The organism is Pseudohaliea rubra DSM 19751, assembly GCF_000764025.1.
Lineage (GTDB): Bacteria > Pseudomonadota > Gammaproteobacteria > Pseudomonadales > Halieaceae > Pseudohaliea > Pseudohaliea rubra.
Genome location: NZ_KN234763.1, coordinates 36,281 through 51,052, shown reverse-complemented (window position 1 = coordinate 51,052; position 14,772 = coordinate 36,281). Strand labels below are relative to the sequence as shown.

Below are 14,772 nucleotides of genomic sequence, written 5' to 3'. Positions count from 1 at the left end.
GCGGGCGTGGACGCAACAGCAGTGCCGCTGCCGGTGGTGGTAACCGCTAGGCAGAGGCGCGGTAGCGTCAGAGGGCGGCAGAGAGCGCCGGAATAACCCGGTTCAGCATCTCGTCGTTGAGAGAGTAGTCCACGGGCACTTCCACCAGGTGCACCGCGGGCTCTTCCAGGCAGCGCGCCAGCAGCGGTTCCAGCTCTTCCGTGGCGCCGACCCGCCAGCCCCGGGCCCCGTAGGCCTCAGCATAGCGGACGAAGTCGGGGTTGCCGTAATCCAGGCCGAAGTCCGGCAGCTGCATGTCTGCCTGCTTCCACTTGATCATGCCGTAGGCATCGTCGCGCAGCACGAGGATCACCAGGTGCAGGCCGAGACGCACGGCCGTCTCCATTTCCTGGCTGTTCATCATGAAGCCGCCGTCCCCGCAGACGGACAGCACCGGTCGCTCCGGGTACACCAGCTTTGCGGTCATCGCCGAAGGCAGACCGGCACCCATGGTTGCCAGCGCGTTGTCCAGCAGCAGAGTATTCGGCTGCGCCGCAGGGTAGTTGCGGGCAAACCAGATTTTATAGATCCCGTTGTCGAGGGTGACAATGCCGTCTGCCGGCATGACCGACCGAACAGCCCGCACCAGGAACTCGGGCCGCAGGGGAAAGCGCTCGTCCGCCTCGGACTCATCCCGGTGCGCAAGGTAGGCCTCATGGGCACGGCGGAACAGCTCGAAGTTCCAATGCGGTTGCGGCGAGATGCGCTCCTTGAGCTGCCAGATGGTGTTGGCGATGTCGCCGAGCACCTCCAGCTGCGGGAAGTACACCGGGTCCACCACCGCCGAGTCGAAATTGATGTGCATGACCTGGCGCCGGTCTGACGGCCGCATGAAGAACGGAGGCTTTTCCACCACGTCGTGCCCCACGTTGATGATGAGGTCCGCCGCGGCCACCACCCGGTGCACGAAGTCATGGTCCGACAGGGCCGTGTTGCCCAGGAAGCGCGGGCCGTGCTCGTCGAGGACGCCTTTGCCCAGCTGCGTGGTGATGAAGGGAATGTCTGTCTTGTCGACCAACTCCCGCAGCATCTTCGCGGTCAGCTTGCGGTTGGCCGCCGCACCGATGAGCAGCACCGGCGAGCGCGCTCCTTCGATCATCGCCACCGCACGCTCGATGGCCTTGTACTCGGCGATGGGCCGGCGTACGGCGCCCGGCGCAATCAGTCCGGCGTCCGTCTCCTCTGCAGCGATATCTTCCGGTAGCTCGATGTGCGCGGCACCGGGACGCTCCTCGTGCGCCAGGCGGAAGGCCTCACGAACGACGGAGGGTATGCGGTCGCCGCTGACCACCTGAACGGTGTACTTGGTGAGCGGCTGCATCATGTCGATCACGTCGAGGATCTGAAAGCGGCCCTGCTTACTCGTCTTGATCGGCTTCTGACCGGTCACCATGAGCATCGGCATGGCGCCGAGCTGGGCGTAGGCAGCTGCCGTCACCAGGTTCGTCGCACCGGGACCCAGCGTCGACAGGCACACACCGACCTTACCGGTGAGCCGCCCGTAGGTCGCCGCCATGAAACCGGCAGCCTGCTCATGCCGGGTAAGCACAAGGCGGATGGATGAGGTCCGCAGAGACTCGAGGAGATCCAGATTCTCTTCCCCGGGGATACCGAAGACGTAATCGACACCCTCGGCTTCGAGGGCGCGGACGAACAGGTCCGAGGCTTTCATAGCAACTCCTTCGGCGGCGTGGGTGTTGCTACGCGGGCCCGCCGGGGCCAGTTCATTCTCCGGCGGGCGCAAGCAGCGTTATCAGGGTGTTTAGCCTGCGCATCAGCCCAGCGCAATCCCCAACGCCAGCAGCAGCGGCGTAACCAGCGTCAGCACGACGTGCTGCGCCAGGTGCGGCACCAGCGCCGGGACCTCGTCCGCGTGCCGGGTAAGGCCGCGAAAGGCCAGCGCCGCTACCGGCAGCGTGAGCAGGGTGAGCAGCACCCAGCCCGGCAGCATATCCAGCGCCACAAACAGGAGCACGGAGCTGTAGGCCGCGGCCAGGAAAAGGCCATAAACGCTGATCCCCGCCCGGTCACCCCAGGCCAGGAGCAGGTGGTTACGGCCGGCCCAGCGGTCTGCCTCACGGTCCGGGAACTGATTGATGAGCAGAAGATCGCTCACCAGAAACAGCGGCACCAGGGAGGCGGCGGCAGCGGTGACGCCGTAGTGCCCCGTGAGCACGAAGTACACGCCCATCACCATGAGCGGTCCGAAGGCGACGCCCGGCGCGAGCAGGCAAAGCAGCGGCGAGCGCGTCAGCCAGCGCGTGTAGAGCACGATCGTGAGCACACCGAGAAGACCCAGGGGAAGCAGCGCCGCACCGCGGAGCTCCACGAAATAGAGCCCCACCAGCACCACCACAGACAGGCTCACCAGCCCCGTGATGAGCGCGTAATGCGCCTTTTCCGGGTGCGCCGGCAGCGTGCCGGTGCCGCCACTGAAGGGGGTGCGTTCCGTACGCAGGTCAAGGCCGCTGCGGAAATCCTCGTACTCGTTGAGGGCATTCACGCTCACGTGCGCCGCCAGCGCGCCGAGGGCAGCGAGCAGCAGCTGCGACAGCTCGATGGCATGGCCGTCGTAAACCGCCGCCGCCCAGCCGAGACTGACGCAGACCGGTACCAGCAGGAGGAACGGGGCGCGCATCGGTCCGAGGGTGGCGGCGAGGTGGGCATTGATCACGGGGAATCCTTACGGCAAGCAGGACGCAAGTCCTATGATAATCGGTAACGCGCAAGGGCTGCACGCAGCGTATCGAAGCCCTTATAGCGCGCTAGAGGCGCCGGCGCAGCGGCGACGGCATCGCCGAGGGCGGCCAGGGCACCCGGCCACGCCGCGAGGGTTTCAAGCGGATGCAGGAACACGCGAATCGTAAAAGCCACGGCGCCCGTGCGCGGAAGGCGCACCAGGGTCTGGCGCTCCACCCGGTAGTACAGCGCCGTCGCCGCAGAGACCGGGTCCTCTCCCGAACCGTCATGGTACAGCTCCGGATCCGCCTGCAGGCTCCAGTTGAAGCGCTGCACGGGGTGGTCCGGGCGCAGATGGTCAAAAAAGCGGTCTATGCGCGGCGTCAGGGTCTCGTGAATACCGGGAATCGGGTCATGGATCTCGCGCAGGGGCCGGCCGAGCTTGTCGGCGAGGCGCCAGTGGCTCGGGCTGCAGAGGCTGGCGGCCGTGAGCCGGTAGCCTCCTTCGCCCTGCTCCAGGAGCAGGAGGTCCTCGGCAACCAGCAGCGACAGGGACCAGAGCAGGTCCGGCGCGGCTGGCGGCCAGGGCACGGAAAAGCCGCCGGCGGCGCAGTGAACGGCCCCGGCATCGCGGCGATAAACGTCGCCGTGGGCCTCGAGAAGGTGGCGCAGCAGCTGCTCTGCAAGCTCATCCTGAGCCGGCAGGGAAACGGGCAACCAGCCGTAAACAGCGGCCTTGCGCTCCGCCGCGAGGACCTGCTTGTGCGCATGGAAACGCGCGAGGCTCGAGTCGACCTCGATCCAGCGACCGCCGTCGAGCGGTGACAGACCCATGGCCAGCAGCTCGGGGCAGGTGCAATGGGGCAGGTAGCGCGGCGCGCTATCGTCGAGGATCACGGAAACTCCTTCCCGACCGAGGGACGGAGCGCTACCGTAGCTGATACGCCCTGCGCACGCGAGAGCCCTCTATGCGACTTTTTTGGGGCGTATCGCGAATTTCCGGGCTGGATGGCGGGGGTATACCCCCAGTCACTCCACGATATTCGCTTGCTGGGGGCATACCTCCGCCATCCACGCCTACCGTGCTGGGTCCCTGCCGAGCCCGAAGCAGGCAAGGCGCCAGGGGCGGCGGGGCTCAGCGGTAGGCGCGCGCGAAGGCCGCGTCGAGATCCGCCAGCAGGTCATCAACGGCCTCCAGCCCGGCGTGCACACGCAGCAGCGTCTCGCCCTGCGCGAGGCGCCCGCCGACGAGGTCCCGGGTTGGCGTCATCGGCAGCACAAGGCTCTCGAAGCCGCCCCAGGAGTAGCCCATGCCGAAGAGCTCGAGGCCGTCGACAAAGCGCGCCAGGGCCGCTTCATCAAGCCCGTTGAGTACGATCGCGAACAGCCCGGAGGCGCCGCGGAAATCCCGCCGGAAGGAGGCGTGCCCCGGGCAGTCCGGCAGCCCGGGGTGCAGTACTTTCGCGACCTCAGGCCGCGCCGCCAGCGCCTCGGCCAGGGTATAGGCCGCACGCTCATGGACAGCAAGGCGCACAGCGAGCGTGCGCAGACCGCGCCGCGCGAGCCAGGCATCGTCCGGCGCGAGATGGACACCGTTGCCAAGCACATAGCGGCGCAGGCGCTCGTACAGGTCCGGGTCGGCCGTGGTGGTCACGCCGAACATAACGTCCGCATGACCGTTCAGGTACTTGGTGCCGCTCTGGATTGCCAGATCCACACCGTGCTCCAGCGGATTGAAGAGCAGCGGCGTGGCCCAGGTATTGTCGATGGCCGTCAGCGCCCCGGCCTCCCGGGCCACGGCGGCGATGGCGGCGACATCCTGCACTTCGAAGGTGGCTGAGCCCGGCGACTCGAGGAACACCATACGCGTGCGCAAGCGCAACTGGTCGCGGATCGCGGCGCCGCAGAGCGGATCGTAAAAAGTTGTCTTGATGCCCAGGCCCGCAAGGCGGCCACGACAGAGGCTGCGCGTGGGGCCATAACAGCTGTCGGGCATGAGCAGATGGTCTCCGGGACGGAGGAAGCACTGCAGTACGTCGGCGATGGCGCCGAGGCCGGAGGGCGACAGCACGGCACCGGCGCTGCCGTCGAGCGCCGCCAGCGCGTCCTCGAGCGCGCGGGTGGTCGGTACCCCCATGCGGCCGTAATGGAGCCGCGAGCGATCGAAGGGGTCTTCCTCGCCCGCCTTCAGTGCCGCGTAGTTATCGAAGAGCACCGTGGAGGCACGGTAGACCGGCGTCGCGACGATGCCCCAGCCGGTATCGGCGTCGTGCACGAGGCGGGTTTCCGGGGCGACACGATCAGCTTTCATCGGCGGGTCTCCGGCCGGTCCGGCCAACGGAACCGCACCGGCATTGTCTGAACAGTTACCGCGGGCGCTGACGAGACGGCCCCGCGCAATACCCGACACCATGAGAAGCGCATGATGCCGAAAATCATCCTGCACCACTAGCCGGGGTCGCCCTTCCCCTAAAAGATGCGCCGGCTCCCGGGCCATAAGCCCACGCGCTATCCACTACCGCGGGTGGACAACGATTGAATCAGAGGAACGCGCCCCAGTAGCGATGGACCAGGGTGCCCAGGAACGTGCCAAGGGCGTAGCCCAGCACGCCCACCAGCACCCCGGGGGTGACCAGGCTGTTCCAGCCGCGGGTCGCGGCGAGCGCCGGTGCCGTCGTAGCGCCCAGCACTGCCGCATTGGATGCGGTCACCAGTTCCGGCAGCGTGAGCCCCAGCAGCCGCCCCAGGCTGAAGGTCACCAGCGCGTGCAGCGACAGGAGGATCAGCACCAGGGCGATAAGCAGCGGCGCGACGGCGAGCATTGCCGGCACATCGGCGCCGGCGGCGATGGCCGCAAAAAAGACAAAGGACAGCGCAACGCCGAGCTCGAAGCTCCCGGCCAGGCGCTCGTGCAGCCCCGGCACGGCAGTCGCCAGCAGCAGCGTGAAGGCCGAGAGCAGCACGTAGCGCCAGCCGTGAAGGCCAAAGGCCGCGACCAGGGCATCGGTGCCGGCGACCAGCACCAGGGAGGTGGCAAGGGCCAGGCAGAGCGTCGCTGCGGTCACCGGCGGCGCCTGCCGCGCCTCGGTAACCGCGGCCTCCAGGTGCGGCGGAAAGCGCCGCGCCAGCCACCGCCAGCCGGGCGCCAGGGCGAGAAAGCCGAGGTAAACCGCGCTGAACAGGTTGTCCGCCGCCGTGGCGGCGGAGAAGAAGGAGGCGTCGCGATTGAGACCGGTGCTCTCGCCCAGGGCCGCGTAGTTCACGGAGCCGCCGATATAGGTCGCGGTGAAAAGCCCTGCCACCGCTGGCTCCCGCGCCCCCGGCGCCAGCCCTGCGGCCGCAGCGAGGCTGCCGAGGTCCAGGACCAGCGCCGCCACGGTCACGCCGGCCACGGTGCCCACCGCGGCGACAAGAAAGGCCAGGGTAAGGCGCGCGCACTCCCGGAACAGGCGACGCAGATCCGCCTGGAACAGAAACAGCGGGATCAGCACCGGCACCAGGTAGGTGAACACGAAATCATAGGCCGGCGCGGCGTGGGGAATGAGCCCGAGGTTGGCCGCGGCGATGGCGCCGAGAATCGCGATTACAGCCCCGGTAAGGTGGCCGCCGATGCGGGTTCGCTCAAGCAGGAAAGCTGCGCCGGCAATGGCGAAAAGCCCTGCCATGACGGCCAGGTGCTCGCCCGGCGGTACCAGGCTCACGGCGTGGCTCCCGTTTCTGCCTGTACCTCAGCCACCGATCGGCGACCCCGGCGGCAGCGCCCGGGCCGGCGGCGGCGGCGGAAAACCCTCCCCGGCCTCGGCGGCCTCGATGAGCGCAAGCTGGTAGCCATAGAAAGCGGCATAGCCCGGCGCCGGGCGCAACTGGCGACGGAAGAAGCGCGCCGCCCGTTCGAGGGCGGCGTGGGCCTCCGCGCGGACTTCCGGCGCCACCGCCCCGGCGGTGAGCAGGGAACGCCAGTGACCCAGAAGTACCGCGGCCGCCCGCTGCGTCAGCAGCCGCTCCTCGCCGCTGTAGACCGGGGTCACCAGCACCGCCTCGAGGCGGCGAAAGAGCCCCGCCACGCCGGGCTGGGCATCATTTTCGGCATACTGCCAGGCCATGCGCGCCAGCCGCTCCGGGTGCAGGAGCACAGAGAGGGTGTGCGCGGCGCTGGCTTCCGCCAGGGACACCGGGTCCGGCAGGGCTCCCATGTAACCGCCCGGGTTCTCCCGGCTGCGCTCGTAGCCATAGGCCTGCGGCGGCAGCTGCGCCCGCAGGGCGGGGGGTAGCGCCAGCTGCGCCGGCGCCAGCGTCGACAGCAGCGCCGCCAGGGCGCGCTGCTGCTCGGCGGCCGCCACCGGCGCCTGGCGATAGCTCTGCCCGGGTTCGCGCACGGCATAGCGGTAGTCAACGCCGCCGACCCACTTGCCCGCAGCCTCCACCTGGTAGCGGTGGTAGAAGTAAACGGGCACCAGGATGCCCTCGAGGTCCGAGTAGGGGGTACCCGCCTTCAGCGTATTCTCGCCGAGACGGCTGAGGGCAACGCCGCGCAGGGCAAGCATGCGCTCGAGTTCGTCGACGGCATCAGCACCGTTGTCCCAGAGGTGGCTGCGCGGATGGAAATCCCGGGCCTCTCGGGAATCCGGGTCAGCGATGAACTCAAAGCCGGCCTCACGCCCCTCGCGCACGTAGGCAGCGAGCGCCGCCCGCGCCTTGCCACCGCTACCGAAGTGGCCGTAGCCGTAGGTGATGGCGCGCTTGTCCCAGGCCCCGATACCGGTATCGTAGGCACCGGCGAGGGTTACCTCGCCGGCGTCATCGAGGCGGATCAGCGGCTGCGGGTAATCCATCACAGAGGCCCGGTCCCGGGCGCTGGCGGCAAAGTTGTGCGCCAGCCCCAGGGTGTGGCCCACCTCGTGGGCCGAGAGCTGGCGGATCCGCGCCAGGGCCATCGCCGTGAGCTCCGGGGCCGGTTCTTCTCCGGTCTCGAAGGGCGACGTCATGCCCTGGGCGATGAGCCAGTCCTGACGCACGCGCAGGGAGCCCAGGGTGACGTGGCCCTTGATGATCTCGCCGGTACGCGGGTCGAGCACCGACGATCCGTAGGACCAGCCACGGGTGGCCCGGTGCACCCACTGGATGACGTTGTAGCGCACATCCATGGGATCCGCATCCGGCGGCAGCAGTTCCACGCGAAAGGCATCCTCGTAACCGGCAGCCTCAAAGGCCTGGTTCCACCAGCGCGCACCCTCCAGCAGTGCACTGCGCACCGGTTCGGGGGTGCCAGGGTCGAGGTAGTAGACAAGGGGCTCGACCGGCGCACTGCGTTCAGCGCGCGGGTTGCGCTTTTGGAGCCGGTGCCGGGGGATGAAGCGCTGTGCCACCGGCTCGTCCACAGCTGTAGCGTAATCGCGATAGCTGAAGGACCAGAAACCTGATTCGGGGTGGTAGCTGCGGGGCTCGTAGCCCGGCTCCGGGAGAGCGATAAAGCTGTGGTGCATGCGCACGGAGAAGCTGTGAGGATCCGGCGCCACAGCCTCGAGGAACTCCCCGGGGTCGTCGCCGGTGAAGGTAATCGTTGCCTCGAACTCGCTGTTGCGTGGAAAACCCTTCGTCCGTGGCAGGTAGAGAGCGGAGCGGTCGCGATCCACGGTGAACGTGCCCTGCTCCTTTGCCGCCAGGTCGCGGCTCAGGCCACGGGCATCGCGAAGCAGGAAATCCGTCGCGTCGACGAGGACCGCGCCGTCATGGCGGGCTACCACCGGGAAACCCCAGAGCACCGAGCTGGCGAAGGCCTCTTCCACGGCCGCGCGCTCCTCTGCGCTGTCGCTTACCGCCCGGTAGGCCGTATTGCGCCGGTGCAGCAGCACCCGGTCTCCAGCGCGCTCGAAGCGCACCAGGGCCGCAGGCCCACTGTCAAGCTCGCCGCGATCGAAACCGAGATCGTTCGAACCGACCCCCTGGGGCAGGCCGGTCTGATAGATCATAGCCTCGCCGAAGCTATCGACGGCGAAATAGAGACGACCAGCCTTCCGGTCCACATAAAAAGGCAGGAAGCCGGGCACGGCCTCCATGGTGCGGGTGAAATCGGCGATGGCGCCACCGCCAGCGGGGGCCTGCGGGTCGTCACCGCAAGCGGCAAGGAGCAGCGTCGCAGCGAGGGCGAGGAGCAGACGCTTCATGCGTCGCCGCTCCGGGCGCGCACCAGGCGGGCCGTGGTCGTCGCCGTGGCCGTCAGCCGGCCATCCTCCGTAAACAGCTTGCCGCTCATGAAGCCCGTGCTCCGGCCGGCGCGATCGAGGCTGCCCACCGCGTGGTAGCGGCCGGCGCGGGAGGGCTCAAGAAAGCTCACCTTGATCTCCAGGGTGGCGACATTAGTGATCCCCGGAACGAGCGCAAAGGCGGCGTGAGACATCGCTGCGTCCAGCATGGCGGTGACGAAGCCCCCCTGAATGATGTCCACGGAGTGGCAATAGTCCCGGCTGATCTCGAAGTGCATGGTGCAGCTGGCCGCGGCGTGATCGATGGCGGCAACGTGCCCGCAGAGCAGATCCAGGAACGCGGGGCGCATGGCGTTCATGCGCTCGATAAAGGCCCGGGGCTCGGCCGGGCTCCCGGCTTGCGGTTCGGTGGCATCCATGGCGTGTTCCCCCTCCTTCCTGGCTGGCCCGCGATCATAGCCCAGGGGCCCCGGCGGACACCATGGCAGGCTTGCATTGGCGCCAGACAGGATTCAACATACTGGATCATTTTCCACTATAGTGAACTCACCCCATGGATGCTCTGGTCAAGCGGGAGGCCGGCCCCGGTCTCTCCCTCGAGGCGGTCCCGGAACCGGTCGTGGGCATCAACGATGTCCTCATCCGCGTCAAGCGCACCGCCATCTGCGGTACCGACATGCACATCTACAACTGGGATGCCTGGGCGCAGAAAACCATCCCCGTTCCCATGACCGTCGGCCACGAGTTCGTCGGTGAGATCGTCGAGGTGGGCAGCAATGTCATCGACTTCCGCCCCGGGCAGCTGGTCTCCGGCGAGGGGCACGTGGTCTGCGGCCGCTGCCGCAACTGCATGGCCGGCCGACGCCATCTCTGCGCCCATACCAGCGGCATCGGCGTGAACCGTCCTGGCGCCTTTGCCGAGTACGTCGCCCTGCCCATGTCCAATGTCTGGGAACACAAGGCGGACATCGACCTGGATGTCGCCGCCCTCTTCGACCCGCTCGGCAACGCCGTGCACACGGCCCTGCAGTACGACCTCCTTGGTGAGGACGTGCTGATCACCGGCGCCGGGCCCATCGGCGCCATGGCCGCGGCTGTGTGCCGTCATGCCGGCGCCCGACACGTGGTCATCACCGACATGATCGACGAGCGCCTGGCCCTGGCTGCCCGCCTCGGCGCAACACGCACAGTCAACGTCAACCGCGAGACACTCGCCGATGTACAGGCAGAACTGGGTATGCAGGAGGGCTTCGATGTGGGCCTTGAGATGTCCGGCAACGGCGCCGCCCTCAACGACCTCATCGCCAGCATGTGTCATGGCGGCAAGGTCGCCATGCTCGGCATTCCCGACGAGAACACGGCCCTTGACTGGCATACGGTTATCTTCAACATGCTCACCCTGAAGGGCATCTACGGCCGGGAAATGTACGAGACCTGGTACAAGATGTCGGTGATGGTAGAGAGCGGCCTCGACATCGCACCGGTGATCACGCACCGGATGGACTATCGGGACTACGAAGCCGGCTTCGCCGCCATGAATGAGGGCAAGGCCAGCAAGGTCATTCTCACCTGGGATCGAGGAGCGTAGGGCATGTACGGGAGCTTCCGGGAGCATCTCGCCGCTGAGCTTGCGGCCATCGAGGCGGCAGGCCTGACCAAGCGCGAGCGGCTCATCGCCACGCCTCAGGGGACGCATGTCGGTGTCGCCGGGGATGGTGAGGTCCTCAACCTCTGCGCCAACAACTACCTGGGGCTGGCCCAGCATCCGGCGGTGAACGCCGCAGCGGCAAAAGGCCTGGAAGACTGGGGCTACGGTATGGCCTCCGTGCGCTTCATCTGCGGCACACAGACCCTGCATAAGGAACTCGAAGACGCCCTCAGCGCCTTCCTGGGCACAGAGGACACGATTCTCTACCCGTCCTGCTTCGATGCCAACGGCGGTCTCTTCGAAACGCTCCTGGGGCCCGGGGATGCCGTGATCTCTGATGAACTCAACCACGCCAGCATCATCGACGGCGTGCGCCTGAGCAAGGCCCGACGCTACCGCTACCGCAACAGCGACATGGCGGACCTCGAGGCGCAGCTGAAAGCCGCAGACGCCGCCGGTGCCCGCTTCAAGCTGATCACCACCGACGGCGTCTTCTCCATGGACGGCTACATCGCCCGGCTGGACGCCATCTGCGACCTGGCCGAGCGCTACGGCGCACTGGTGCACTTCGACGACTGCCATGCCACGGGGTTTGTGGGCGCCACGGGCCGGGGCACGCACGAACTCACCGGCTGCATGGATCGGGTAGACATCATCACCGGCACCCTCGGCAAGGCCCTCGGCGGCGCCAGCGGTGGCTATACGGCAGCACGCGCCGAGATCGTCAGCCTGCTAAGGCAGCGCTCCCGCCCCTACCTGTTTTCGAATACCGTCGCCCCCCCGGTGGTGGCCGGCGCCATCAAGGCCCTGGCGCTGGTCGATGAGGAGCCCGCGCTGCGCGAACGCCTGGCGCACAACACCGCGAGCTTCCGCGAGGGCCTCGAGCGCCTCGGCTTCGAACTGCTCCCCGGCGAACATCCCATCGTCCCGGTTATGCTGCACGATGCGGCCCTGGCCGGACGCTTCGCCGACGAGATGCTGAAGCTCGGCGTCTACGTGGTGGCGTTCTCCTACCCCGTGGTACCGAAAGGGCAGGCGCGCATCCGCACGCAGCTGTCCTCAGCGCTTAGCGAGGACGACCTCGAGCGGGCCCTCAACGCCTTCGCGCGGACCCGGGATACGCTGGGACTCTAGCATCCGGGCGCGGGAGTGGGCCGGGGAAGGCTACTTGCGAAAGTCCGTTTCCACCTCGGCAGCCAGATACAGAAAAGCCGCATAGGCCGCGACGTTCTGCGCCAGCGCCGCAGGCTCGATCTTGTCCAGGGTGTCATCGGGCGTATGGTGCAGATCAAAATAATCCCAGCCGTTCTGAATCAACCCGACCACGGGTACGCCGGCCTCGCGGAGGTAGGTAAGATCGGGCCCGCCCCGGGCACTGTTGCTCCCCGGCCCGATGCCGAGAGGATGCAGCACCGCGCGTATAGCGGCGGTGGTGGGTAGCGCGCTCTGGCCAACCGCCGTATCGAAGCGCCAGATACGACCGGCACCGAAGTCCGACTCGGCCGCAATAACGTGTTGTTCAAGCTCCGCGGCGTGCTGCTCTGCATAGGCTTTCGCCCCGACCAGTCCGACCTCCTCGGCGCCGAAAAGAACCACCCGCACCGTGCGTCTGGGCGGCTCGGGCAGCGCCTTGAGGAGCCGCGCGGCGGCAACCACGATCGCCACGCCGGCGCCGTCGTCCACGGCACCGGTGCCGAGGTCCCAGGCGTCGAGGTGCGCACCGGCGAGAACGACTTCCTCCGGCGCCTCGCGCCCGGGGATCTCCGCCACCACGTTGCCGGAGCGCGACGGTGGCAGCAGCTGCGGCGTCAGCACCAGGCGGACGCTCACCTGATCGGCACGGGCGAGCACCCGGCGCAGCTGGTCGGCATCCGGCGCGGACAGCGCGGCCGTCGGCACCCCGCCGGCGCCACCGTCCTCCGTCAACCGGCGCATCTGGCCCGTATGCGGGAAGCGGTGCGAGTCGGTCCCCACGGAGCGGATCAGGGCCCCCACGGCGCCGAGGCGCTCGGCCTCGTAGGCCGTGGCCCGGCGCTTGCCCACCGCCACCCCGTAGCCGGAGCCGTCCTGGGTCCGGGTCATGGGTTCATCGACAAAAACGATGCGGCCGGCCAGGGAGCCGTCCGGGGCCGCTTCCAGTGCCGCCAGAGAAGAGAACGCTACCACGTCTCCCGCGACGCCCTCCGGATCCGTAGCGGTGCTGCCGCCGAGGGCCGTTACCGCCAGCGGCTGCGGGAAGGGCTCGAGGATTTCGGCACGCTCATCACCACGCACCCACAGCGGCACCGCGAAGGGCTCGACGCGCACGTTGCTGAAGCCGAGCTTCTTCAGCTGGTCCACGGCCCAGTCCCGGGCCCGGGCCTCCTGGGCGGTGCCGGCAAGGCGGGGGCCGATTTCCGTGCTCAGCGAGGTGACCAGCTCCAGGGCCAGCGCGTCATCAAGGGCCGCGGCCATGAGTCCGTCCGCCGTGGCGCGCACCCCCGGCGGAAACAGCGGACCTTCGGCACGGGTGAGCGGCGCCAGCAGCAGCAGGCAGCTGGCAAGGACGGCGATGAGATGGCTCATGGGTTTTCCTGTGACATACACGAAGTGCCTATGCTGCCACCACCGCCCGGGGCAGCGCCAGTACCATCACCGGAAAGTAAAGACCAGCAGCCCCGTCAGCAGTGCCAGCGCCACAGCACCGAGCCGAGCCCCGGCCGGCAACGGCTCGAAACCACCCCGGGCCACCGCCGCCAGCTGCGCCGGCGAGGGCCGCTCCCCGTCGAGGCGCGACCAGCCCAGCACAAGAAGTACGGAGAGCGCGAACAGCGCACCGGCGACGATGGTGAAATGCACCTCATGCCCGTCGAGCTGCGCGGTAATAAACAGGCAGGCCGAGAGCACGTGACCCGAGAGCAGGCCGCGCCAGGCCCCCCGGGCGGTCACACGCCGGCTCAGGAAGCCGACAGCGAATACCGCCACCAGCGGCGGCGTCACATAGGCAAAAGTCTGCTGGAGATACGCGAAGAGCCCGGGGAAGTGATCGATCATGGGCGCCCAGAGCGCCGCGAGCAGCACCAGCGCGCCGGTCGTGACCCGACCCCAGGCAGCGAGCTGCTGCCGGGAGGCGGTCGGGCGCCGCGGCTGCACGAAATCCACTATGAACAGCGTCGAGGCAGAATTCAGGGTGGAATCCACGCTGGACATGATCGCGGCCATCAGCCCCGCGATGAGCAGGCCCGCGAGGCCGGGCGGCGCATACTCCGCCACGAGCCGGGGGAATACCGTGTCGGGCCGCTCGAGGTTCGTGAACAGCTCCGCGGCCAGGGCCCCGGGCAGGACCATGATAAACAGGGGCAGCAGCTTCAGCGCCGCTGCGAGGAGCGCACCGTAGCCGGCGGCGCTGACGTCCCGGGCTCCCAGAAGGCGCTGAGCCACGTACTGATTCATGCTCCAGTAGTAGAAGCCGAGCACCGGCAGGCCGATGAGCGTACCCAGCCAGGGCAGCGCAGGATCATCGAGGGGGCGGATCAGCGACAGGTGTTCCGGCTCCACGGCCGCGGTGACACGGCTCCAGCTGTAATCAAACTCGGCGAAGACCAGGGTCGCCAGCACCGCTGAGCCGACCAGCAGCACGACGGTCTGCAGCACGTCCGTGTAGGCTACGGCGCGCAGCCCCCCGGCCGCGGTGTAAAGACCGGCGAAGACCGCCAGCCCCGCACAGGTCGTGCCCAGACTCAGGCCAGGCACAAAGAGCATGAGCACCAGAGCGCCGGCGTAGAGGCTGCCCGCGGTGTCGAGAACAATGCTGAGAAAGAGGGAACAGCCCGACAGGTAGCGCCGCAGGCGTGCGTCAAAGCGATGCTCGAGAATTTCCGGCACCGTAGTCAGCCGTCCGCCAATAAAAGCGGGAAGTACAAAGACTGCAGTAAACAGCAGCACCAGCGCGGCCATCCATTCATAGTTGGCGACGGAGATGCCGTGTTCCCAGGCTGCCCCGGGCAGGCCGATAAGCGTTGTCGAGGAAATATTCGACGCGAACAGCGACAGGCCAATCACCCCCGGCCCCAGGCTGCGGCCGGCAAGAAACAGTTCGTCGACGTCTGGCGAGCGGCGCGTAACCAGAACGCCGACGGCAACCACCAGCAGCGCATAGGCAGCGAGCACCGCGTAGTCAATGCTGTGCAGAATACCGGTCACAAGCGCTCTCCCCGGGCCTGC

The 14,772-nt window shown here is 67.9% G+C and carries 11 protein-coding genes; 2 read left to right on the top strand and 9 right to left on the bottom strand.

The window, feature by feature from the left end; translation table 11 throughout:
- Positions 1–67: 67 nt before the first annotated feature.
- The 7 genes from HRUBRA_RS08515 to HRUBRA_RS08485 form a co-directional block, all read right to left on the bottom strand.
- Positions 68–1,711, bottom strand: a complete 1,644-nt coding sequence (locus HRUBRA_RS08515) for an acetolactate synthase large subunit (protein WP_035516292.1) — start codon at positions 1,709–1,711, stop codon at positions 68–70.
- Positions 1,712–1,813: 102 nt separating this feature from the next.
- A complete protein-coding gene (locus HRUBRA_RS08510; RefSeq protein ID WP_084592549.1) occupies positions 1,814–2,713 on the bottom strand; it encodes a prenyltransferase in 900 nt (299 codons plus the stop codon).
- Between the two features lie 32 nt (positions 2,714–2,745).
- Positions 2,746–3,615 carry a heme-dependent oxidative N-demethylase family protein gene (locus HRUBRA_RS08505; RefSeq protein WP_052094556.1) on the bottom strand — a complete coding sequence of 290 codons (870 nt, stop codon included), beginning with the start codon at positions 3,613–3,615 and terminating at the stop codon, positions 2,746–2,748.
- A 238-nt stretch (positions 3,616–3,853) separates the two neighbouring features.
- Positions 3,854–5,029 (bottom strand): cystathionine beta-lyase, encoded by a 1,176-nt coding sequence (gene metC, locus HRUBRA_RS08500; RefSeq protein WP_035516291.1) that lies wholly within the window; start codon positions 5,027–5,029, stop codon positions 3,854–3,856.
- A 229-nt stretch (positions 5,030–5,258) separates the two neighbouring features.
- The gene (locus tag HRUBRA_RS08495) at positions 5,259–6,419 is read right to left on the bottom strand and encodes a DUF819 family protein (protein ID WP_035516290.1); all 1,161 of its coding nucleotides are present in this window, start codon (positions 6,417–6,419) and stop codon (positions 5,259–5,261) included.
- A 27-nt stretch (positions 6,420–6,446) separates the two neighbouring features.
- Positions 6,447–8,882 carry a zinc-dependent metalloprotease gene (locus HRUBRA_RS08490; protein ID WP_035516289.1) on the bottom strand — a complete coding sequence of 812 codons (2,436 nt, stop codon included), beginning with the start codon at positions 8,880–8,882 and terminating at the stop codon, positions 6,447–6,449.
- Entirely contained in the window at positions 8,879–9,340 is a 462-nt protein-coding gene (locus HRUBRA_RS08485) for a PaaI family thioesterase (protein WP_052094555.1), read from the bottom strand. The genes HRUBRA_RS08490 and HRUBRA_RS08485 overlap by 4 nt, the downstream gene beginning before the upstream one ends.
- A gap of 134 nt (positions 9,341–9,474) precedes the next feature.
- On the opposite strand from HRUBRA_RS08485, the gene tdh reads away from it, so the two are divergent.
- Both tdh and kbl read left to right on the top strand, forming a co-directional pair.
- The gene (tdh, locus tag HRUBRA_RS08480) at positions 9,475–10,509 is read left to right on the top strand and encodes an L-threonine 3-dehydrogenase (protein ID WP_035516288.1); all 1,035 of its coding nucleotides are present in this window, start codon (positions 9,475–9,477) and stop codon (positions 10,507–10,509) included.
- Positions 10,510–10,512: 3 nt separating this feature from the next.
- Positions 10,513–11,703 (top strand): glycine C-acetyltransferase, encoded by a 1,191-nt coding sequence (gene kbl / locus HRUBRA_RS08475; RefSeq protein ID WP_035516287.1) that lies wholly within the window; start codon positions 10,513–10,515, stop codon positions 11,701–11,703.
- Positions 11,704–11,733: 30 nt separating this feature from the next.
- Here the strand turns inward: kbl and HRUBRA_RS08470 are convergent, their stop codons facing one another.
- Together HRUBRA_RS08470 and HRUBRA_RS08465 are read right to left on the bottom strand one after the other, a co-directional pair.
- Positions 11,734–13,134: a M20/M25/M40 family metallo-hydrolase gene (locus HRUBRA_RS08470; protein ID WP_035516286.1), complete on the bottom strand. Its 1,401-nt coding sequence runs from the start codon at positions 13,132–13,134 to the stop codon at positions 11,734–11,736.
- Between the two features lie 66 nt (positions 13,135–13,200).
- A complete protein-coding gene (locus tag HRUBRA_RS08465) occupies positions 13,201–14,751 on the bottom strand; it encodes a sodium:solute symporter family transporter (protein WP_201771566.1) in 1,551 nt (516 codons plus the stop codon).
- Positions 14,752–14,772 lie beyond the last annotated feature (21 nt).